Here is a 20,359-nt window from a genome sequence, read left to right as displayed (position 1 = left end):
TGCACAAAGTTGTACATATTCTTTGTGCAGGTTTACCATTTTGCTTAATAAAGTTATCTACTATAATAAAAACAAATAGATTAAACGCTTTCATTATAGAGGGGGACTTTACTTTGGCAGAATTGCGATTAGAGCATATTCAAAAGAAATATGATAAGGATGTTGTTGCAGTAAGTGATTTTAATCTTCACATTGAAGATAAGGAGTTCATTGTTTTTGTCGGCCCTTCTGGCTGTGGTAAATCAACTACATTACGTATGATTGCTGGACTGGAAGAAATTACAGAGGGTGAACTATATATTGATGATAAAAAAATGAATGATGTTGCCCCAAAAGATCGCGATATTGCGATGGTTTTCCAAAACTATGCGCTTTATCCACATATGAATGTATATGATAATATGGCTTTTGGACTTAAATTACGTAAATTTAAAAAAGATGAAATCGATAAGCGCGTACAGAACGCTGCCAAAATCTTAGGTTTGGAAGCGTATTTAGATCGTAAACCAAAAGCACTTTCTGGTGGTCAACGTCAGCGTGTTGCGCTTGGACGTGCCATTGTCCGTGATGCAAAGGTATTCTTGATGGACGAACCTTTATCAAACTTAGATGCAAAGCTTCGGGTACAGATGCGTGCTGAAATCCAAAAACTGCACAAACGTCTCCAGACAACAACTATTTATGTGACACACGATCAAACAGAGGCAATGACAATGGCCACTCGTTTAGTTGTTATGAAGGATGGCGTTATTCAACAAGTGGGAGCACCAAAGGAAGTATATGACAATCCGAATAACGTTTTCGTTGGTGGATTTATTGGTTCTCCGGCTATGAACTTCCTAAGAGGAGTCATTAAGGATGACGGATTTGTCATGGATGATGTTAAAATTAAGGTTCCTGAAGGTAAATTAAAATTGTTAAAAGAGAAAGGCTATATTAATCAAGAAGTCATTCTTGGAATTCGCCCTGAAGACATTCATGATGAATTAATATTTATTGAGTCTTCCCCAGAGACAAATATATCTGCTTTCATTGATGTTGCTGAATTAATGGGTGCAGAAACATATTTATATTCCAAAATTAATGACCAAGACTTTATAGCACGTGTCGATTCCCGATCTGATATAAATAGTGGAGAAACCATTAAACTAGCATTAGATATGAATAAAGCTCATTTCTTTGATGCAAATACAGAAGAACGAATTAAGTAAGAGGGCCTTATGCTCTCTTTCTTTTTTTTGATCTTGATTTAAGCTGTTTCCATACTGACCTAACAGATACATATCTTAGCTTAAATCTTATAGAAACTTTTTTGTAAAGAAGGGAATTATTTCTAGAAATTAGTAAATAATACAATTAACTTTCGAGGAACAATGTAAAGGGAAAGCCTAGAAGACTTTCCCTTAAAGAGGTTTACACCTCGATGCCATTATTATTGAATTTTACCAGATAATTGTTGTTGAGCAGTTTGTACTAGACGCTTCGTGATTTCTCCACCAACAGAACCGTTAGCACGAGAAGTAGTGTCAGCACCTAGGTTTACACCAAACTCAGAAGCGATTTCATATTTCATTTGATCTAGAGCTTCTTGTACACCAGGAACAAGTAGTTGGTTTGAATTGTTGTTGTTAGCCATGTTTATCACCTCCTGTAACTATATTGTTAGCAGAAGAGAAAATCTTATCACAAAAAAGCGTTGGTAAATTGTGGTTTGCTTATGTTTTTCTTGAAATATTGGTGGCTCTATACGCCATACTTTTTTCCAAAATGAATAGCTTATCTATTCCCTAATAACCGTATTTCATGCTCCTCAAGAATTGATTACTACTTCTCAGCTTAACCGAAAAAATCCTGCCTCATCATAAGGCAGGATTTTCTATTTTATTTCGGATGTGTCATTTCTCTTGGATTCACATATTGATCAAATTCTTCAGAAGTTAGTAGGCCTAGTTCAATAGCAGTCTCTTTCAGTGTTGAATTATCTGCAAATGCTTTTTTAGCAATCTTTGCTGCATTTTCGTAGCCAATATAAGGGTTTAATGCTGTCACAAGCATTAAAGAATCATTTAAATACTTTTCAATTTGATCATGGTTTGGTTCAATACCCACAGCACAACGATCATTGAAGGAAAGTATGCTATCTGCTAATAACTGACAGGATTGTAGGAAGTTCATCGCAATTACAGGTTTAAATACATTAAGCTCAAAATTCCCTTGACTTGCTGCAAAACCAATTGTTGCATCATTCCCCATCACTTGAGCGGCAACCATTGTTACTGCTTCACTCTGTGTTGGATTCACTTTACCTGGCATAATTGAGCTACCAGGCTCGTTTTCTGGTATTGTAATTTCGCCAATTCCACAGCGTGGGCCGCTGGCTAACCAACGAACATCATTTGCTATCTTCATCATATCTGCAGCTAAGCCCTTTAATGCACCATGAGCAAATACCGTTTCATCATGACTTGTTAATGCATGGAATTTATTCGGTGCAGAAACAAATTCTTTGCCAGTAAATCGGCTAATTTCTGCGCATACACGCTCTGAAAATTCAGGGTGAGCATTCAAACCAGTACCAACTGCAGTACCACCAATAGCTAATTCCTTTAGATAAGGAAGGCTGGCTTCTATCATGCTTTCTGATTTTTCCAGCATTCGGTGCCATCCACTAATCTCTTGTCCAAGTGTTAAAGGTGTTGCATCCTGTAAGTGTGTACGACCAATCTTTACGATATCCTGGAATGCATCCATTTTGTTTTTAAAGGTGCTTTTAAGTGTACGTAAAGCAGGTAATACAACATCCTCAAGCATTAAAACTTCAGCTACATGCATGGCTGTAGGATATGTGTCATTAGAGCTTTGGGATTTATTAACATCATCATTTGGATGTAATGTTAGATCACTGCCTTGCTCCTTTAACCACTCATTTCCAACATGAGCAATCACTTCGTTTACATTCATATTGGATTGTGTTCCACTACCAGTTTGCCAAACAACTAGCGGAAAATGTGCTTCTAAATTTCCATTAATAACTTGTGTCGCTGCATATTCAATGGCTTCTGCTTTTTTCGCATCAAGCAGGCCTAGATCACTATTTGCTTTTGCAGCACTCATTTTCAAAACTGCAAACGCTTTTATAATTTCTGTTGGCATTTTCTCATGACCAATTGGAAAGTTTTCCTTACTGCGCTGTGTCTGTGCACCCCAATATTTATTAGCAGGTACCTTCACTTCCCCAAGGGTATCGTGCTCTATACGAAATTCCATATGTATTTCCTCCCAATTTGATTTTCAAATCCCTCTCTATTGTACCAAATTTTTTAAAAATGAAAATCATATTCATTGCACGTGTATAAAAAAATTATTATGGTAGAACTATGAATTATTCACAAAATTGTAATCCTTACATAGTTAATTTAGCCTTATACTTATTAATGTATTAATTAGTTGTTTAGGAGGGCTCTCCATGCCTAACATTTGGACACATATGCTCTTTTGTGAAGATATGCTTGATGCTATAAGTAAACCAGAGAACATACCTAGCCGTAGTTATATATTAAATTTAGGTGCACAAGGACCTGATCCTTTTTTCTATTATAATTTTTGGCCGTGGATAAAGGATGCATCCATTCCAAACATAGGGAATCTTCTTCACAGGAAAAAATGTGGAGATTTTCTTATGGATATAATTGTATCTGCAAAGGACAGCTCCACAGAAATAAAATCGTATGTATTTGGGTTTGTAACCCATCATATATTGGACCGAATCGCACATCCTTTTATCAACTATTATGCAGGATATGAAGGGAATAATCACTCGAAATACGAAATCATTATTGACACCTTAATGATGGAACGCTATAAGAATCTAAAAACCTGGAAAACACCTGTCTACAAAGAAATCCTTTTAAATAAACAGCAAAAAAATGAAATCGCTAATTTTCTTTATCAAGCAATTCGTAAGCACTATCCTGAGGTCACAGAATCTTCTTCAAGCTATATTAAAAAAGCTTTTAAAGATATGAAATTAGCTTTAATGATACTATCTGATCCATATGGTTGGAAAAACAAATTATTGAAAAAGGTAATTTCTGCTTTCTCCCACCAACCGATTACCAACCATAAGGATTATTTAAACTTAGAACACCAAACCTGGTATCACCCTGCGACGAAAAAACCTAGTACAAAGAGCTTCATTGATTTATACGAGCAGGCTCGAATTGAGGGTATAGAAATTATGAAAAAAGTGATTGATTATTGGTATAACAACGGTACTAGTAGGGAAGATTTAGAGGGATTAATTGGAGATATTTCGTATGATACTGGATTGCCACTCAAGCTAAAATTAGAGAACCAGTATAGTGAGCCTATTCTGTAATAAAAGCCGCAAAACCAGTGAGGGTTTGCGGCTTTTGTGCATACTTCTTTTGTATCTAAGCAGTCTTTTTCCTAGCAGCTTCTGCTCCCTTTTCCACATTTACAAAGCTTAAAATAAGAATTCCAGCAATAAAGAATACGATTAACGATAAAATACCAAACCGATTATTACCCGTTATTTGCCCGATAAATCCAAATACAAACGGGCCAAATACTGCCGAGAACTTGGATGAAATCCCGTAGAATCCAAAGAATTCACCCTTTTTATTCTCTGGTACCATACGACCAAAAATAGATCTACTCAAGGCCTGTGCACCACCTTGGACCAGTCCCACACATGTTGCCAATAAGTAAAAATGCAAGGCTGACTTCATGAAGTAACCTAAAATAACAATCCCTAAATAAACAAATAATGTAATCAAAAGTGCCTTTTTGGGCTTTATTTTTCCAGCTAACCAACCAAAAAAGAAGGTACAGGGTATGCCAACAAATTGTGTAATAAGAAGAGCGATGATTAAATCATTTTGTCCAATGCCGATTTCAGTTCCATAAATAGTTGCCATCCTGATAATTGTAGAAATTCCATCGTTATATAACCAAAAGGCAAATAAGAAAATTAATAAATGCTTAAACTGACTTATTTCCTTAAAGGTATTACCGACTCTTGAAAAGCCGATTGCCACATATGATCTATCTCGTTTTATCGGACTTTTCTTCTCATCATGAATATTTTTCAATAAAGGAATGGAAAAAATAAACCACCATATTCCAACCATAGCGAAGGAAACCTTCATTGCCATTACAACATCTGATAATCCAAACCACTCAAATTTAAGAATCATTAAAACATTTATTAATAATAAAATTCCTCCACCAACATACCCCAGGGCAAATCCTTTTGAGGATACCTTATCCATATCCTTTTCCTCTGCTACCTCAGGTAAAAAGGCGTCATAAAAAATATTACCTCCTGAAAAACCAATGGAACCAACGATGAATAATAACGCAACAAAGAGGTAGTCTCCTTCGCCAGTAAATGCAAGTAGGATACTTGCTATCATTCCCATAAAGGCAAAGAACCGCAAAAACTTTTTCTTGGCTGCAGAGAAATCACTAATAGCACCAAGAATAGGAGCTAGAATTGCCACAATTAGTACTGCAATTGAGTTAGCATAACCCCAATAACTAGTTGCTAGGCTAGATTCTATTCCTTTTGATGCCACGTTGGAATAGAAAATCGGTAGAACCGCCGCTAGCATCGTTGTAGCAAAAGCAGAATTTCCAAAATCATAAAGTGCCCAGCTTAGCTGGGTCTTCTTATCCTTTTTCAACTAATAAACACTCCCCTCAACATAAGAATAGCTGATCAATGTACTCCAATTGTAAATTTACGGTAAATATTACATTTTTTCTAAAGATGCAGCTACTTCATTTGTTTCCTCAATCACTCCTGCTAAATTAACCATACGATTGACTTGTTCATCTACGATTGCTTCAAGCTCTTCGATTGTTGCAGTAGTTACTTCGATAATTGATGCAAGATTATCCACGGATTGTTCAATAGACAGGGAGGATCCTTTTATCTCCTCTGCCTGTTTGTTTAGGTATTGCAAATAATGAATAAAGTTATTTAATTGTTCTGTAATGGTTTCAAAGTTCTGCTTAGCCATTAATGTAACTTCTGTACTGGCCACTAATTTTTGCTTGTTGTTATTCAATTCTATTTGTGTATACCTTGCATCTTTATCAATCATCTGTAGGTCTTCACGAATTTGTTTTGCTGTGTTCTGGGAAACCTCTGCAAGCTTACGGATTTCCGATGCTACAACAGAGAATCCCTTTCCAAATTCGCCCGCACGTGCAGCCTCGATACTTGCGTTCAAGGCAAGCAAATTAGTTTGCTCAGCAATATCTTGTATCTTCTCTGCATTTGCATTATTTACATCTATTCGATTAACAAGTACCTCCATATTATTTGTTAAACCATCAAAGGAAACGTGAAAGTCATTTATCGTTTCATATAAATTTCCCATAGAGATTTTGCCTTTATTTGATAAATTAACAAGCTCCTCACCATCGGCCATACTACGGGAAAAAGATACAATCATTTTTTCCAGTAATCTGTGGGTTGAATTAACCGTTTCAGTTATACCAAAAGCAGTTTCAGACTGGGCTTGACTTGCTTTTGAAATTTCTCGAAAGCTAGTAAGCATTTCTTTCATTTGCTCCTGGTTAAGACTACTATCCCCTTCAATAACTTCCATCTGCTTCCGAACCTTTTCTGCACCACTTTGAATTAGTAGAGTACGATTAGCCTCTTCTTTGGACTTCTCTTCTATTTCACCCATTGCTTGAAATAGAGTTAACAGAAAACCACGTGATACTTTAATTTGTATATATAAAACAATAAAAACTAGAGTAAAAAAAACCATTGTAATTGCTATAGATCGGGTATCAAATCCCACTGCCTGTCCGTTGAATATAATAAACAAGACTAATAAACCGATTCCTAGGATACCACCAGTCGTTAGTACAGCACGGGATAAGGATATAGCGGCGACCGCTAATAAAAAGAAGGTAAATAATATATTCGTCACATAACTAGAACCTAGCATTACAATTAGTGATACTCCAGCTAAACAAAAAATAGCAATATAAGGCACTGCAAAACTATATATCCTCTTAACATTAAAAATGGCAATTAACAAGATTCCAATGCCACCACCAATTGATATCGCTATCATATTTATTGCTGGTGCACCGACAATGAATTCAGCACCTAATCCGAGAAACAATGAGAATAATAGTATGTATAGTAATAGCTTATTTTGTTTTTGCGAAATAGTAACATCTAATTTCATAAGCTCCCCCCAACTTATTTTTTATTCAATTTCTTCCATAAAAATAGCCTTACCATACTCAGTGTGGGCAAGGCTGGTCTATTACTTTTCCGATTTTATTCCCAAATATATTGTAAATATCTTTCTCGAACTTTCTCAAAATCTTCTTTATTACCCTTTTGAATCGAAGAATTAATTTTTTCCTCAAGCATTTTCTTATTCCAATTAAAACAGATTTCATCTAAAATCATCCGTGAAGATAATTTAATTTCAAAGGATATCTCTCTTTTAGCGTTAAGGACATTTCCTTCGTACGGATAAAAGTGGTAAACTACCCTTTCCTTTTTCATGAAGTACGCCCCTCCTGCTCCTTTATGTTTATTATCCTAAATTTTTAGAATAATTGCAATGGGATTTAATAAAAAAACCATTAAAACTTAGTTCTATTTCTTGTACGAAGGAAACAAACTTAAAACATACCAATTGATATTGACAAACGCTTATTAGTTTCTCTAGACCCACCCATTTCCTATCTGATATAGTGATAAAGTTAATGAAATTAGCTGGAGGCATTATCATGAATCGTACACCAGATTTAAGAGAAGGTGAAAAAGGTGCATGGATTAGTATCTTTGCTTACCTATTTCTTTCCGGAACAAAATTAATTATTGCCTATATAGGGAATTCAGAAGCATTATGGGCCGATGGATTAAATAACTCTACGGATGTTATTGCCTCCATTGCTATCCTTATAGGACTTCGAATATCCCAAAAGCCACCAGATCAAAACCATCGATATGGCCATTATCGCGCAGAAACAATTTCTTCCTTACTAGCAGCATTTATTATGGCAGCTGTCGGCATACAAGTAATATTCTCTACCATTACAAAGATATTAGATAAAGGAAGTACCGCACCCGATATGGTAACGGCCTGGACTGCCTTGGGTGCTTCTGTAATCATGTTTATTGTCCACCGCTATAATTTAGCTCTATCGAAGAAAATAAATAGTAGTGCCCTATATGCTGCTGCTCAAGACAATCGTTCAGATGCACTTGTTAGTATTGGTGCATTTATTGGTATAATTGGAGCTAAATTTGGCATTGGCTGGCTAGATCCATTAGCTGGGCTTGTAGTGGGAGTCGTCATCTGTAGGACTGCTTGGGAAATTTTCAAGGATTCTACCCTTGCACTTACCGATGGTTTTGATGAGAAAAGGTTAACGGAGATAAAACAAACGATTACAAAATATCCTGAAGTTAAATTAGTTGCGGATATAAAAGGACGTGTGTTAGGAAATCAACCAATCCTTGATGTTACGATTAAGGTTAATCCAGAGCTAAATGTTCATCAAAGCCATGATATTACGGTTATGATTGAAAAAGAATTGGTTGAAAAGCATGGGATTTTGTATACTCATATTCATATTGAACCTTATATTGAATGAAAAATGGCCAGCACAGTATTTAGAATTAAACTGTGACTGGCCATTTTTCAGAAAGTAGTTAATAAAAATACAGACAGGATTGCTCCTACTACTACAAAAATTACATTTAATCCGATATAAGCTAATCCAATAGCAACTAATCCACCTACAAGTCCAATGTAAGGTTTATCAGGATTGACAGAAAGAATCCCTGGAAAAATCAATGCCCCTAAGGCAGCATATGGAATCGCATTTAACCAGCGATTAACCCAATCTTTAAACTGTAATTTATCTACGATGAAAGCAGGAATAATTCTAGGGAGCATGGTCACAAGAGTCATTCCAATAATAATAAGGAATATCATGCCTGTTCCTCCTTCAGTAACAATACACCACTTAATCCGCCTAATACTGTACCTGAAACTATCGCCCAGCCGCTACTCATAAATTGCAAACAAATAGCATTTATGAACATAGCAATGATAGCAATTAATCCAACTTTAAGCTCTTTTTTTACGGATGGGATTAATAATCCAATAAACATCGCATAAAGTGCTATACCCATACTTTGACTTAATGTCTCGGGTATAATTTCTCCTACTAAACCTCCTAGAAGCGAACCGAATACCCATGAAAAATATGCCGTTAACGTAAGGGCACCATAAAACCAGTGGCCATTTTTCTCTTTAGCCTCCTTAATATGTAAAGAAGAAACTGCGAAGGTTTCATCCGTTAACCCTAGTGCTAATGGTACTTTCCATCTAATAGGAACAGACCTAAGCTTATTCATAAAGGAAAAGCTCATTACAAAGTGACGGAAGTTTAAAACAAAAGTTGCAATTATAATTTCTACTGCCCCTGCACCTAAAGCAATCATATTTGCACCCATAAATTGACTTGCCCCAGCAAATACGAGCACACTCATTAATGTTAACTCCAATAACGATAGTCCTGATTGCTTTGCTAAAACTCCAAATGTAACTGCTATCGGAAGATACCCAAGCATGATAGGAAAGCCAACTGTCATCCCTCGTTTAATCAAAATAGCACGTGTTGTAAATTCTTTCTTGTTTACATTTACTGTCTCCACTTTTTCTTCCCCCCTTAGTTAAATTTCTACCATTATAACTGATTTTTCTGATATAAGAATGATAAATGCCTATAAAAATACACGGGATTCTTAACAAAAGAATCCCGTGTGTTATTTCTTTTTACCGATCTTGTTCTGTCAAAATTATCGGATCCCCATCGGTAATAACAATTGTGTGCTCATATTGAGCGGAACGTCCTCCATCAATTGTCCTTGCTGTCCAATTATTGCTATCTACCTTACTTCGCCAATCACCTTCATTTAACATTGGTTCAATGGTTATTACCATTCCCGGCTTTAAGCGAAGTCCTTTATTAGGAAGGCCGAAATGTGGAACATGTGGGTCCTCATGGATTGATGGACCAATGCCATGACCCGTGAAATCTCTTACTACAGAAAAGCCTTCTCCCTCTGCATACGTTTGAATTGCATGACCGATGTCACCAATACGATTTCCCGCTCTCGCCTGCTCAATTCCAATATAAAGTGATCTCTTAGTAACCTCCATCAAACGTAGACCCTTTTCATCCACATTTCCAACTGCGTACGTCCATGCAGAATCCGCTAATCCTCCATTAAGATTGACAACCATATCGATTGTCACGATATCCCCGTCCTGTAGTAAATCTTCACGTGGAAAACCATGACAAATTTCATCATTTATTGATGCACAGGTTGCAAAAGGAAAACCATTATATCCCTTCTGCTCTGGTATAGCTCCGTGCTCTTCTAAAAACTTATCAACAAAAGCATCAATTTCCAATGTTGAAATACCTGGTCTAATCATCTTAGCGATTTCCTTGTGTACCTCCACTAGCAAATCTGCAGCTTTCTGCATTTGTTCAATCTCACGTTTGCTTTTTCTGTTTATCATGTAATCGCCCTTTCTATTTATTCAGCATACGCCGTTAACTAATTTAGTTTCCATTAAATAAGTGTATCACAATTTAGGATCACTTACATTAAATCAACCAGTTGTATAGTATGTTAAAGCTAATACATTATAAACCACTTTAGCCTAGTTTTCTGTACATTCGCCCTGTCATATCTGGGGAAATATCATACATTATAATTGAGGAGGTGGAAAGATATGAGTAATGTAGTAGGTGGCTACGGCTCTGGTTTTGCTTTACTAGTAGTGTTATTTATTCTACTAATTATCGTTGGAGCGAGTGGTTATCATCGAGGCTATGGATATGGTGATGGCTGGTACTACTAGTCATCATAAATATATGAATTTAGTAATATGGAGGTGACTTATTAATGAGTCGCGGATATGGCGGTGGATTTGCATTTATCGTTGTCCTCTTTATCCTGTTAATTATTGTTGGAGCAGGTGGATATGGTAGGGGGTACTATTGCTAGTATAGAGAATAAGGTCTGCATATTTGCAGACCTTATTCTCCCTTTTTATAACACCACAATAGGCTCTCCTTGTTCAATTCTTCTTCTTATTTGTTCCATACTTTCCTGTAAGCCTTGATTTCGATCCTCGGGTGCAATCTTTTTATTTAAGGCCGCATAGAGTGTAATATCACGTACCTTTAAAAATAATGTTAGTTGTTCCTTCCATCTTTCCGGAGGCATAAATTCTTTTTGATAGCCTATCATAAAATTATCAATAAATCGATTGGCAAATACTCGCTTTTCATCTAAACCCTCTTCATTTCTAAATAATGAATAACAAGCATAGTATAGCGGAATTGCAATATCGGAAACATACCAAAAATAACATGCATCATCAAAATCAAAAATATAAATAGTATGATTATCGTAAAAGAAGTTTCCATTATGCACATCATTATGGATTAATCCATAGTTTGTTTCTGGTAATTCATTTAATTGCTTGATAATCTCATTCTTCCGTTGAATAACCTTTAATTCGGTTGGTACATATTTTTCTAACGCAAACAAATCATCCTCAAACCAATGCTTTCGATATCCATGCTTAGATTCATATTGATCAGTCAAACGATGTATTTTGCCTATTTCCCTTCCCCAGCTTTGGAAAAGCGTATCATTAAATTGGTCATCCGTTGAACGTACCCCTATTCCTTCAACCTTGGAAAAAAGGCAGGCAAAAAAACTTGTTTGATCGGTAGCGGTTTGTTCCTCTATTATTTGGTTATATTGCGATGGAAAAACAGTAGGAACGTTTGCACCATGATGAGACAAATAATTAACCCAGTCAATTTCCCCAAGAATTTCTTCCATTGATCGGTGAGAGCTATGAGTTACCCTAAGTATGAAAGGTTTGTTCCCTTTATATACTTCATATACATAATTCTCAAAGTCTCCTAGCAACTTATACTTTTGTTCCAGCCCGAATGCTTCAAAGAATCTATTTAATATTTCCTTTTGATAAACATGATCAACAGCCATTTCCATTTTCTTTTCTTTTCCCCCATTTAAGTATCCAATGTCCCTCAATATTTTGCATTAGAATAAAAACATCTAACCGTTTGTTATCTCATGCCAATAATAAACTAATGTCTCCATCCCCTTATCAAAACTATCTAATGGAAAGCTTTCATTTGGTGAGTGTAGTCGATCCTCAGGTGTACCGAATCCTAATAAGACAATTGGAATAGTATAAAGATGATCAATCCATTCCACAACTGGAATAGATCCACCCATTCTAACATAGACCGCCTCTTTATCGAATGCTTTTGTATAACTCGTTGCCGCTTTTTGGATTAATGGATGATTCGGCTCAACCTTGTAGGCTTTAGCAGAGAGCTTTTCTTTTTTCACTTCTACAGTAACACCCTTTGGAGCAACCTTTTTAATATGGGCTTCTAATAAACGTTGAATCGTTTCTGGGGCTTGACCTGGCACTAGTCTGCACGTAATCTTCGCAGTTGCCGACGTTGGAATAATCGTCTTCGTACCTTCTCCCTGATACCCACCAAATATCCCATTCACTTCAAATGTAGGTCTAGCCATCGTATGTTCTTTTGCTGTATACCCTTTTTCCGAAACAGTCTCTGTAATACCAGTTGCCTTGACAAAATCCTCACTTGGAACTTGTTTAATTAATTCCTTCTCCTCACTAGTCAAAGCTTCTACACCATCATAGAAACCTTCGACTGTTACAACTTCATCGTCATTTTTCATTGAAGCGAGAATATGGGATAAGGCCATAATGGGGTTACGTACTGCCCCACCATACATACCAGAATGCAAGTCATGATCTGGTCCCGTAACTGTAATTTCAATACCTGTAAATCCCTTTAATCCATAAAGTATGGTTGGTTGATTTTTCGCTACCATACCTGAGTCTGATATCACAGCAAAATCTGCCTGAAATAGCTCTTTTTTCACTTGGAGCATGGTATATAGGTTTTCACTACCAATTTCCTCTTCCCCTTCAAGACAGATCTTCACATTTAATGGGAGCTTTCCTTCCGTTTTCATTAATGCTTCAAATACAGCTAGATGCATGAACACTTGCCCCTTATCATCACTTGAACCGCGTGCATACAATCTACCTTCTCTTATCTCTGGCTTAAACGGATCACTATCCCATAATTCGATCGGATCGACCGGTTGAACATCATAATGCCCATATAATAGTACAGTAGGAGAATCAGGACCCGCTTCCATATATTCCGCATATACAATTGGATGTTTATTTGTTTCAATTTGTTGAACTTGTTGAAAACCAATCTCTGTTAAGTAAGTTTGTAGATACGTTGCTGCTCTTTGGACATCATTTTTATGTATACTATCTGTACTAACACTAGGTATTGACAAGAATTCTTGTAACCTTTCTAATAATCTTTCTCGATTGTCAGACAGATACTTCAATGCTCTTTCACTCATTTTTTGCCATTCCTTCCATTTTAATATTGTGTTCATTTTAGCATATTTGGGTTAAAAGTAACTATACTGTGTTTCCTGAAAAATAAAAAAGCAGCTAAAAGCTGCCTGTCATTTAAGCATCCCCTAAAGCCTGTGCCAAATCTTCAATGAGGTCTTCTACATCCTCAATCCCAACCGACAATCGTATTAACCCATCAGAAATACCAAGTTCTAGCCTTCTTTTGGACGGTATAGATGCATGAGTCATTTTTGCAGGTAAGGAGATTAGACTTTCTACTGCACCTAGGCTTTCTGCCAGTGTAAAATAGTTAACTCGCTTAAGGATCTCTTCGGCATAGTTTCCATCCCCGACATCGAATGATATCATACCTCCAAAACCTCTAGTTTGACTTTTAGCCAATACATGGCCCGGGTGAGTAGGCAATCCTGGATAATACACCTTCATAACCCTTTTATGCTTTAACAAGAAATCGACTATCTTCTTTGTACTTGCTTCTATTGCCTCCATTCGCAGAGCTAGTGTCTTAATTCCACGCATTAATAACCAAGAATCCTGTGGACCCAATACAGCTCCTACTGAGTTCTGGAGAAAATGAATTTTCTCAGCTAATGGCTCAGATTTAACAGATACTAAACCGCCAATCACATCACTATGTCCGCCAATATATTTTGTAGCACTGTGAAGTACGATATCTGCTCCTAAGTTTAACGGGTTTTGCCAATACGGTGAAGCAAAGGTATTATCTACTATGAGCAGCATATCGTTATTGGATGTTATCGCCGCCATTTTCCTTATATCCGTTATTTTCAGTAAAGGATTGGTTGGGGTTTCGATAAGAATTGCTTTCGTATTTTCTTTTACAGCATTCTCCACATTTTCAATGTTACTTGTATCAACAAATGTATACTCCAAATTAAATCGTTTTAATACCTTTGTTATTAATCGGTAGGATCCACCGTACACATCATCTGTTAAAATTATATGGTCTCCCGCACTGAATAACAGTAAGATTGTCGTAATTGCGGACATACCGGAACTAAAGGCAAAACCATGTGTTCCATTCTCCAATTCAGCAATTACCGATTCTAATGCAGTACGGGTTGGATTCCCTGTTCGGGAATATTCATAGCCCCTCAGCTTTCCTATACCATCTTGCTTAAAAGTACTAACCTGATAAATAGGAACAGAGACAGCACCAGTTTGCTCGTCACGCGTAATTCCACCGTGGACCATCCTTGTTTTTGAACGCATTTATATCTCCCCGCCTTTTACCTTAGAATAAATATCTTTACTTAAATAACGATCGCTGCCGTCAGGAAAAATCGTAACAATATTCGTGCCCTCAGGTGCAACTTTTGCCTCTTCCAGCGCTGCATGCATAACGGCACCGGAAGAACTCCCTACCAGTAAGCCTTCTCTGTTAGCAAGCTCTTGTACTAGTGCGAAGGCTTGCTGATCTTGGACGGTATATATTTGATCAAAATAGGACGAATCTAAAAATGGAGGAAAAAACTCCATGCCAATCCCCTCTGTTCGATGTGAACCAGGCTTACCTCCTGCAATAATGGAACCCTCGGGCTCGACAATAATTGTCTTTATCGTTGAATCTCTTTCCTTGAAGAATTGTGCACACCCCATAAATGTCCCACCTGAACCTGCTCCTGCGATAAAAATATCGACATCCCCCTTTAAATCCCTCCAAATTTCAGGCGCTAACGTGCTGTAATATGTTTTCGGGTTTGCTGGATTCTTAAATTGCTGGGGTGAGTAACTACCTGGAATTTGCTGAAGTAGTTCATTGGTCTTCTCAACGGCACCAGTCATACCAGCCTCCTTCGGTGTATGAATTATTTTTGCACCTAATGCCTGCATAATAAGCTGCTTTTCCTGACTAAAATGCTCTGGAACGACAAATATTGCCTTTAGCCCAATCTTTTTTGCGGCTAGTGCCAAGCCAATACCCGTATTACCAGCTGTAGGTTCAATGATAGTGTCACCTGGAGATAGCTTACCTCTACGTATTGCATCCTGAATAAGCTCGACACCTAGCCTATCTTTTACACTTCCACCTGGATTGTAATATTCGAGCTTTGCAAAAATATAAACATTTTCTGGAAGATGGAAATGGTTTATCTTAAGAAGTGGTGTATTCCCAACTAATTCATGTATGGAATTATAAACCACCTGTCTCCCCCCAATGTTAAAAGACTTCTCGCCATTCATCCTTTTTTAGAAGCATTTCCCTTGCGATTTCCTGTGCTCCCTTTAAACTGTGATTTTGGGCCCAGCCACACTGAACCTCATTACATGCCGGTACCTCATCCGCTTCTAGAACATCCTGTAAGGTCTTCTCTAACGCTTTTAAAACCTCATCATAGGAATCATGATTTAGGAGCGATAGATAAAATCCCGTTTGACATCCCATTGGACTAATATCCAATACTTGATCCATATGATTTCGAATATTCTCTGCCATTAAATGCTCTAATGAATGGAGACCTGCCATTTCCATATGCTCTTTATTAGGCTGTTTAAATCGAATATCATACTTATAAACCTGATCCCCATTCTCCCCAACTGTTACACCTACTAATCGTACATAAGGAGCTTTTACCTTTGTATGATCCAAATTAAAACTTTCAACGTTCATCTTCTTCAAAATGATTCCCTCCTCTTTTTTCCCTTTATAATCTGCTATGACAAACCAAACGAAATCATTCATTTGCTTCGTATAAAAAGTAAAATTTTGTTTTGTAAACATATTTTTTACGTTGTTAATTATAGGATAATACTCTCGTTCTAAATCCTCTGAAAGTGTAAAAAAGCCAGCATTTTTTGCTTCGTTTATTTTTCTGTTCTTTTCAAACTCTGATGCAAACATTGTATCCGCATAGACAACTTTTCCTCCTGGTGATAGAATCTCTGAAAACCGTTTTATTACTTTGGCTTTTTCTTCATCTGTCAAATGATGAAAAGCATACGTATTTACAATCGTGTTAATTGGTCTCGTGATTTGAGGATAGAGTAGAAAATCCCCATCCAGTATTGTCATATGAGGTAGTTTCGACTCAGCAATTATCCGCATTGCCTCTGATGGCTCAATACCAATTACATCCAACCCTTTTTCAAATAGCTTCTCCGATAAATTACCAGTTCCTACACCAAATTCCAGTACTGTTCCAGAAGAATTATCAGCAACTAACGATAAGATTTCCTCATAGTTACGGAAGACCTCCTGATACTCTGGATTCTCTCCTGCAACAGTCCGATCATAATCTTCTGCCCAATCCTCAAATATCTCCACAAACTCCCGTCCCATTTGTAACAACTCCAATTTCTTATTAAACACAGTAATCAACTATGTTTAATAAGAATTATATGTCTAAGATTAAATAAGTTGAAAACTTTTATTTCGTTCATAAAAAATAGTGCTTCCAAATTAGTGGAAGCACTATACAATTACCTACCTTTATTCTGTGGGAAAATACGCTCAATCATATTTCCCATCTCTTCAAAGAAACCTTCAACAGGTTGCCCCTGATCAACATCATTAACATAATTATTCGTCAAATTCATAAAATCTGGATTGGTTGAGACATATACATTGTCAATATCATTATCAACAGATTTGACGATAGTAGAAATTTTATTTTTGACATCGTCTGTTAATGCATCCCCATTATCGCTTAGACGGTTTCTGTTATTATTATCATCTAGCTGTGCAGCAACATAAGCATTATTATCTGTTGTTAGAACATAAGCACGTTCAATGACATCAATTTGATCGACGATTTTGTCTGCCGCCTCATTAGCAACATCATATCGATTCCCATTGTTATTATTGGTCCGATTGTCATTTGTCCTGTTGTTGACATTATTGATATTTCTGGTATTGACATTATTCGGCTCTTCTAAATCACGTTGAAGCGTGTAATTTCGATTATTATCATTGGCATCATCATGGTCTTGATAACGGACAGGATCTACATTTTGATTAGTGGTTCCTCGTTGACTTTCTGCATCATCATTATTACCATTTCCACAACCTGCCAAAACAATTAGAGCTGACGCCGCAATACCAAACAAGCTCTTTTTCATGGTTGTTTCCCTCCCTTTTTCACTTTTTAGTATGTACCTCGTCATTTTGATTATGCTAAGGAAGGCAATCCTTTATATGGAATCAACCCCAATAGGATTGTCATAGTTCATTAAAAAACCCATCCTTTAATTGGAAGCCACACCAAACTGTTATTAGAAAATATATATATATTAGGGGAAAGCTAGTAATACCCTTTAGTTAAAAAGGAGGGGAATTTCATGGATATACCAGACTATGATAAGGCACTATATTACACACTTTGGGGACAATGGGATGATTTACTTGTGCTCATGGTGCGGACAAAGGATGACTTACTTTCTAAGAAGATACAGAATTTTCTCCATGCCTACCATTATTCTTTAGATGAACAAAAAATTGTACAATCACATGAAAACCTTCTATATTATATTGACCATGCAATGAAATATACTCCCACTGCTATTTTGGAAATGTAAGTAAAAAAGGAAGGGAAATACATTCCCTTCCTAATATAAATATGGATGAAGATAGGAAAAACCGTCTTGCTTATTTTTTCCTTTTTGATTTCCATTATTATGTTGATGATGACCATTCTTTCCATTATTACCTTTATTTTTCCCATTATTTCGATTATCTTTCTGTTTTCCATGCTCCTTATTATGTTGCTTCCCTTTATTCTTATCTTGCTCTTTGTGCCCATCTTTTCCATGATTACGATTTTTATTATGGTCTTCTTGATTGTTTCCTTTTCCTTTATGTATGGAATTATTTATATCAATATTGTGAGGCTTACCTTGATTCTTTGCTTTATTCTGATTTTCTTTACCGTTATTTTTGGGATGGTTATCTCGATTTTTATCTTTTAGCTCACTAGGATGTAATTGTTCTTTTAAATCTTTATCAGTTCTTTTCTTCCCCTTATTTAATGGTTTTTCATCAGCAGTATCTTTTTCCTTGGACGTTCCAAGAGAGTTTTTACGATTATAAAATGATTGCAATACTTCCTTTTCATCTTCAGTAAGTACTTGTTTGTCTTTTTTATCTGTATCAACCTGTTTTGCTAAAACCTCGTTCATTGATTGCTTTGCCTTTTCAGCCTTCATCCTAACTTCATCGGGAATCTCTAAGGTGACCACTTGCCATTCTGTATTTTTCTTGGAAAAGTGATCATGGATCTTAGTTATTAATGGATTACCCGCATCCGCTTTATCCACATAGTGGACCCCAACTAATACATTCTTAGCTGTATTCGTGTAACCATTTTCTTCACTCAAATGAATAATTTCATCAATTGCTTCCTCTACTTTTTTACCTTTCAAACCTTTTACCTTTTGTAATAAACGTAATGCATCTTCATTTAATGCTTTTACATCAGCTACTTTGAAATTATCACTTATCTCTAGCTCGATACTTGGATTAATATCGATATCAACATATGCATACGCTTCATTCTTATTTGTAATAAAATATAAGGGCAATAATGCAATTAAAATTATACAAGCTAACGCAGCAGTACGTATAGAGAAAAAATTCCTTTGAAAAACAGAAGTAGAGGTTTTCTCAATAATGGGTTCATATATTACTTCGAACCCGATATCTACACCTTTTATAGTAGCCGCTTTTTCAAATGAGCCATCTGGTGTCAGCACTACCATATATTTTTGGTGCCGCTCCATGACAATACCCTTTTTCACTGGCCCACCCCTTTCAAATAATCCTTGAGAAAAACAAAATCTTCACTTAGAACAATAAAAATGGCCAATATAAACTTTCGATTACGTTCTAATGTCTTCTTACTTACATCAACTTTTTTAGCTAAATCCTTAATCGGTAATTTTTTCTTCTTATTTACATAGGCACTCATCTCCTGGTCATCTTGAATTATTCTTGCGATACGAACTGCAGTATCACGAGCATCACGGTGTTTTGGTGCAATCTCTGTTAGCTCATGAAGGGATAGCTTAAACGTCGCAAGCCTTTCTTTAAATTCAAGGATTTCTTGTCTGCGATACCATGCTTCTTGTTCTTGTTGATAAATTTCCTTTACTGCTTCAAGTTCAGTCGGACTTTCCATATATTCTTCGTCATATGTCTCATCCAATGAGATAGCTACTTTATTTTTGCTATTAAATCGGATATAGTCAATGACTTTACGTTTTATAACTAAATTAGCAAACGTTAAAAAAGAACTCCCTTTGTGTGGTGAATACTGTCGAATTGCCTCATGAAACGCTAATAAGCCTATACTGTACTCATCATCACGCTCCGGGTCAATAAATCGTTTACATACTTCTGAGACAGATTTAGCTATAAATGGTTGATAATTTTTTAATAAAAAATTAAGAGCAGCCTCATCATCCTTTTGCGCTTTCATTATTAGTTTATCTAAGGGGATGTCTTTTAATGAATTGTGTATGGTCATAGTAGACCACCCCATTCTTTCATATATTTCGATTGTATTACAAACTTTATGGGCGTTGCCAAATTAAAAACTATTCTAATTATTTCATTAAGGGTCATAAATACCACCATAATCCTCTATATTTTTCTATTAAGAATATGAATATCTTACCGTACAAGTATTACAATGCCCATCACAGAATTTTACATTTAGATTAAAAAAAGTTAATGCCCCTCATTATTGTGTCCCATCTATAAAAAAAATAGAAGAGAAGGACAGCCTCTCTCCTATTGTATCGGTTATTTTTGATAAATAATAAGA

At 36.3% G+C, this 20,359-nt stretch carries 22 protein-coding genes and 1 pseudogene; 6 read left to right on the top strand and 17 right to left on the bottom strand.

The genetic code is table 11. From position 1 onward, the window contains the following. The first annotated feature begins 113 nt into the window (after positions 1-113). Positions 114-1,211, top strand: a complete 1,098-nt coding sequence (locus KI338_RS01455; protein WP_212919193.1) for an ABC transporter ATP-binding protein — start codon at positions 114-116, stop codon at positions 1,209-1,211. A gap of 221 nt (positions 1,212-1,432) precedes the next feature. On the opposite strand, the gene KI338_RS01450 is transcribed toward KI338_RS01455, so the two are convergent. Next, the gene (locus KI338_RS01450; RefSeq protein ID WP_212919192.1) at positions 1,433-1,636 is read right to left on the bottom strand and encodes an alpha/beta-type small acid-soluble spore protein; all 204 of its coding nucleotides are present in this window, start codon (positions 1,634-1,636) and stop codon (positions 1,433-1,435) included. A gap of 245 nt (positions 1,637-1,881) precedes the next feature. Next, on the bottom strand, positions 1,882-3,267 hold the full coding sequence (fumC, locus tag KI338_RS01445) for a class II fumarate hydratase (protein ID WP_212919191.1): 1,386 nt from the start codon (positions 3,265-3,267) through the stop codon (positions 1,882-1,884). A gap of 199 nt (positions 3,268-3,466) precedes the next feature. Between fumC and KI338_RS01440 the strand changes: the two genes are divergently transcribed. After that, positions 3,467-4,378, top strand: coding sequence for a zinc dependent phospholipase C family protein (locus KI338_RS01440; protein WP_212919190.1), 912 nt, complete (start codon positions 3,467-3,469; stop codon positions 4,376-4,378). 55 nt (positions 4,379-4,433) lie between these two features. Here KI338_RS01440 and KI338_RS01435 read toward each other — a convergent pair whose 3' ends face one another. The 3 genes from KI338_RS01435 to KI338_RS01425 all read right to left on the bottom strand — a co-directional run bounded on the left by KI338_RS01435 (position 4,434) and on the right by KI338_RS01425 (position 7,567). Further along, positions 4,434-5,708, bottom strand: a complete 1,275-nt coding sequence (locus tag KI338_RS01435; RefSeq protein WP_212919189.1) for an MFS transporter — start codon at positions 5,706-5,708, stop codon at positions 4,434-4,436. A gap of 69 nt (positions 5,709-5,777) precedes the next feature. Further along, positions 5,778-7,238, bottom strand: coding sequence for a methyl-accepting chemotaxis protein (locus tag KI338_RS01430; RefSeq protein WP_212919188.1), 1,461 nt, complete (start codon positions 7,236-7,238; stop codon positions 5,778-5,780). 95 nt (positions 7,239-7,333) lie between these two features. Then, positions 7,334-7,567 carry a hypothetical protein gene (locus KI338_RS01425; RefSeq protein ID WP_212919187.1) on the bottom strand — a complete coding sequence of 78 codons (234 nt, stop codon included), beginning with the start codon at positions 7,565-7,567 and terminating at the stop codon, positions 7,334-7,336. Positions 7,568-7,794: 227 nt separating this feature from the next. On the opposite strand from KI338_RS01425, the gene KI338_RS01420 reads away from it, so the two are divergent. Then, positions 7,795-8,664, top strand: a complete 870-nt coding sequence (locus tag KI338_RS01420; RefSeq protein WP_212919186.1) for a cation diffusion facilitator family transporter — start codon at positions 7,795-7,797, stop codon at positions 8,662-8,664. A 47-nt stretch (positions 8,665-8,711) separates the two neighbouring features. On the opposite strand, the gene KI338_RS01415 is transcribed toward KI338_RS01420, so the two are convergent. From KI338_RS01415 to map, 3 genes are all read right to left on the bottom strand, one after another. Beyond that, positions 8,712-9,008: an AzlD domain-containing protein gene (locus KI338_RS01415; protein WP_212919185.1), complete on the bottom strand. Its 297-nt coding sequence runs from the start codon at positions 9,006-9,008 to the stop codon at positions 8,712-8,714. Next, entirely contained in the window at positions 9,005-9,670 is a 666-nt protein-coding gene (locus tag KI338_RS01410) for an AzlC family ABC transporter permease (protein ID WP_212920013.1), read from the bottom strand. The genes KI338_RS01415 and KI338_RS01410 overlap by 4 nt, the downstream gene beginning before the upstream one ends. 184 nt (positions 9,671-9,854) lie before the next feature. Next, a complete protein-coding gene (map, locus tag KI338_RS01405; protein ID WP_212919184.1) occupies positions 9,855-10,607 on the bottom strand; it encodes a type I methionyl aminopeptidase in 753 nt (250 codons plus the stop codon). 216 nt (positions 10,608-10,823) lie between these two features. On the opposite strand from map, the gene KI338_RS01400 reads away from it, so the two are divergent. Next, entirely contained in the window at positions 10,824-10,952 is a 129-nt protein-coding gene (locus KI338_RS01400) for a YjcZ family sporulation protein (protein WP_212919183.1), read from the top strand. A 44-nt stretch (positions 10,953-10,996) separates the two neighbouring features. Then, a complete protein-coding gene (locus tag KI338_RS01395; protein WP_212919182.1) occupies positions 10,997-11,098 on the top strand; it encodes a YjcZ family sporulation protein in 102 nt (33 codons plus the stop codon). A gap of 45 nt (positions 11,099-11,143) precedes the next feature. On the opposite strand, the gene KI338_RS01390 is transcribed toward KI338_RS01395, so the two are convergent. The 7 genes and pseudogenes from KI338_RS01390 to KI338_RS01360 form a co-directional block, all read right to left on the bottom strand. After that, on the bottom strand, positions 11,144-12,121 hold the full coding sequence (locus KI338_RS01390; protein WP_212919181.1) for a phosphotransferase enzyme family protein: 978 nt from the start codon (positions 12,119-12,121) through the stop codon (positions 11,144-11,146). A 66-nt stretch (positions 12,122-12,187) separates the two neighbouring features. Further along, complete coding sequence (locus KI338_RS01385; protein ID WP_212919180.1) at positions 12,188-13,558, bottom strand: dipeptidase; 1,371 nt, start codon at positions 13,556-13,558, stop codon at positions 12,188-12,190. Positions 13,559-13,670: 112 nt separating this feature from the next. Next, the gene (locus tag KI338_RS01380; protein ID WP_212919179.1) at positions 13,671-14,810 is read right to left on the bottom strand and encodes a bifunctional cystathionine gamma-lyase/homocysteine desulfhydrase; all 1,140 of its coding nucleotides are present in this window, start codon (positions 14,808-14,810) and stop codon (positions 13,671-13,673) included. After that, entirely contained in the window at positions 14,811-15,743 is a 933-nt protein-coding gene (locus tag KI338_RS01375) for a PLP-dependent cysteine synthase family protein (protein ID WP_505804915.1), read from the bottom strand. Positions 15,744-15,759: 16 nt separating this feature from the next. Further along, positions 15,760-16,221 carry an S-ribosylhomocysteine lyase gene (locus KI338_RS01370; RefSeq protein WP_280530723.1) on the bottom strand — a complete coding sequence of 154 codons (462 nt, stop codon included), beginning with the start codon at positions 16,219-16,221 and terminating at the stop codon, positions 15,760-15,762. 198 nt (positions 16,222-16,419) lie between these two features. Next, positions 16,420-16,878, bottom strand: a pseudogene (locus KI338_RS17655) (class I SAM-dependent DNA methyltransferase); the annotation flags it as partial. 140 nt (positions 16,879-17,018) lie between these two features. Further along, entirely contained in the window at positions 17,019-17,657 is a 639-nt protein-coding gene (locus tag KI338_RS01360) for a YhcN/YlaJ family sporulation lipoprotein (RefSeq protein WP_212919177.1), read from the bottom strand. 219 nt (positions 17,658-17,876) lie between these two features. Between KI338_RS01360 and KI338_RS01355 the strand changes: the two genes are divergently transcribed. After that, positions 17,877-18,113 carry a YhdB family protein gene (locus tag KI338_RS01355; RefSeq protein WP_212919176.1) on the top strand — a complete coding sequence of 79 codons (237 nt, stop codon included), beginning with the start codon at positions 17,877-17,879 and terminating at the stop codon, positions 18,111-18,113. 30 nt (positions 18,114-18,143) lie between these two features. Here the strand turns inward: KI338_RS01355 and KI338_RS01350 are convergent, their stop codons facing one another. Together KI338_RS01350 and sigI are read right to left on the bottom strand one after the other, a co-directional pair. Further along, entirely contained in the window at positions 18,144-19,331 is a 1,188-nt protein-coding gene (locus KI338_RS01350; protein ID WP_212919175.1) for an anti-sigma factor domain-containing protein, read from the bottom strand. Then, positions 19,328-20,059, bottom strand: coding sequence for an RNA polymerase sigma-I factor (gene sigI / locus KI338_RS01345; RefSeq protein ID WP_212919174.1), 732 nt, complete (start codon positions 20,057-20,059; stop codon positions 19,328-19,330). Before sigI ends, KI338_RS01350 begins: the two co-directional genes overlap by 4 nt. Positions 20,060-20,359 lie beyond the last annotated feature (300 nt).

It is taken from the genome of Ornithinibacillus bavariensis (assembly GCF_018333235.1).
In the GTDB taxonomy this organism is placed as follows: domain Bacteria; phylum Bacillota; class Bacilli; order Bacillales; family Amphibacillaceae; genus Ornithinibacillus; species Ornithinibacillus bavariensis.
Note: the sequence above shows the minus strand (reverse complement) of the source record. Positions and strands in the feature narration are given on the sequence as shown.

Bases quoted from the DNA above. Each gene is read 5' to 3' on its own strand.
- KI338_RS01450 (WP_212919192.1), bottom strand. From the start codon at position 1,636: ATGGCTAACAACAACAATTCAAACCAACTACTTGTTCCTGGTGTACAA.
- fumC (WP_212919191.1), bottom strand. From the start codon at position 3,267: ATGGAATTTCGTATAGAGCACGATACCCTTGGGGAAGTGAAGGTACCT.
- KI338_RS01440 (WP_212919190.1), top strand. From the start codon at position 3,467: ATGCCTAACATTTGGACACATATGCTCTTTTGTGAAGATATGCTTGAT.
- KI338_RS01430 (WP_212919188.1), bottom strand. From the start codon at position 7,238: ATGAAATTAGATGTTACTATTTCGCAAAAACAAAATAAGCTATTACTA.
- KI338_RS01425 (WP_212919187.1), bottom strand. From the start codon at position 7,567: ATGAAAAAGGAAAGGGTAGTTTACCACTTTTATCCGTACGAAGGAAAT.
- KI338_RS01420 (WP_212919186.1), top strand. From the start codon at position 7,795: ATGAATCGTACACCAGATTTAAGAGAAGGTGAAAAAGGTGCATGGATT.
- KI338_RS01415 (WP_212919185.1), bottom strand. From the start codon at position 9,008: ATGATATTCCTTATTATTATTGGAATGACTCTTGTGACCATGCTCCCT.
- KI338_RS01410 (WP_212920013.1), bottom strand. From the start codon at position 9,670: ATGACAGTTGGCTTTCCTATCATGCTTGGGTATCTTCCGATAGCAGTT.
- map (WP_212919184.1), bottom strand. From the start codon at position 10,607: ATGATAAACAGAAAAAGCAAACGTGAGATTGAACAAATGCAGAAAGCT.
- KI338_RS01400 (WP_212919183.1), top strand. From the start codon at position 10,824: ATGAGTAATGTAGTAGGTGGCTACGGCTCTGGTTTTGCTTTACTAGTA.
- KI338_RS01395 (WP_212919182.1), top strand. From the start codon at position 10,997: ATGAGTCGCGGATATGGCGGTGGATTTGCATTTATCGTTGTCCTCTTT.
- KI338_RS01390 (WP_212919181.1), bottom strand. From the start codon at position 12,121: ATGGAAATGGCTGTTGATCATGTTTATCAAAAGGAAATATTAAATAGA.
- KI338_RS01385 (WP_212919180.1), bottom strand. From the start codon at position 13,558: ATGAGTGAAAGAGCATTGAAGTATCTGTCTGACAATCGAGAAAGATTA.
- KI338_RS01380 (WP_212919179.1), bottom strand. From the start codon at position 14,810: ATGCGTTCAAAAACAAGGATGGTCCACGGTGGAATTACGCGTGACGAG.
- KI338_RS01360 (WP_212919177.1), bottom strand. From the start codon at position 17,657: ATGAAAAAGAGCTTGTTTGGTATTGCGGCGTCAGCTCTAATTGTTTTG.
- KI338_RS01355 (WP_212919176.1), top strand. From the start codon at position 17,877: ATGGATATACCAGACTATGATAAGGCACTATATTACACACTTTGGGGA.
- sigI (WP_212919174.1), bottom strand. From the start codon at position 20,059: ATGACCATACACAATTCATTAAAAGACATCCCCTTAGATAAACTAATA.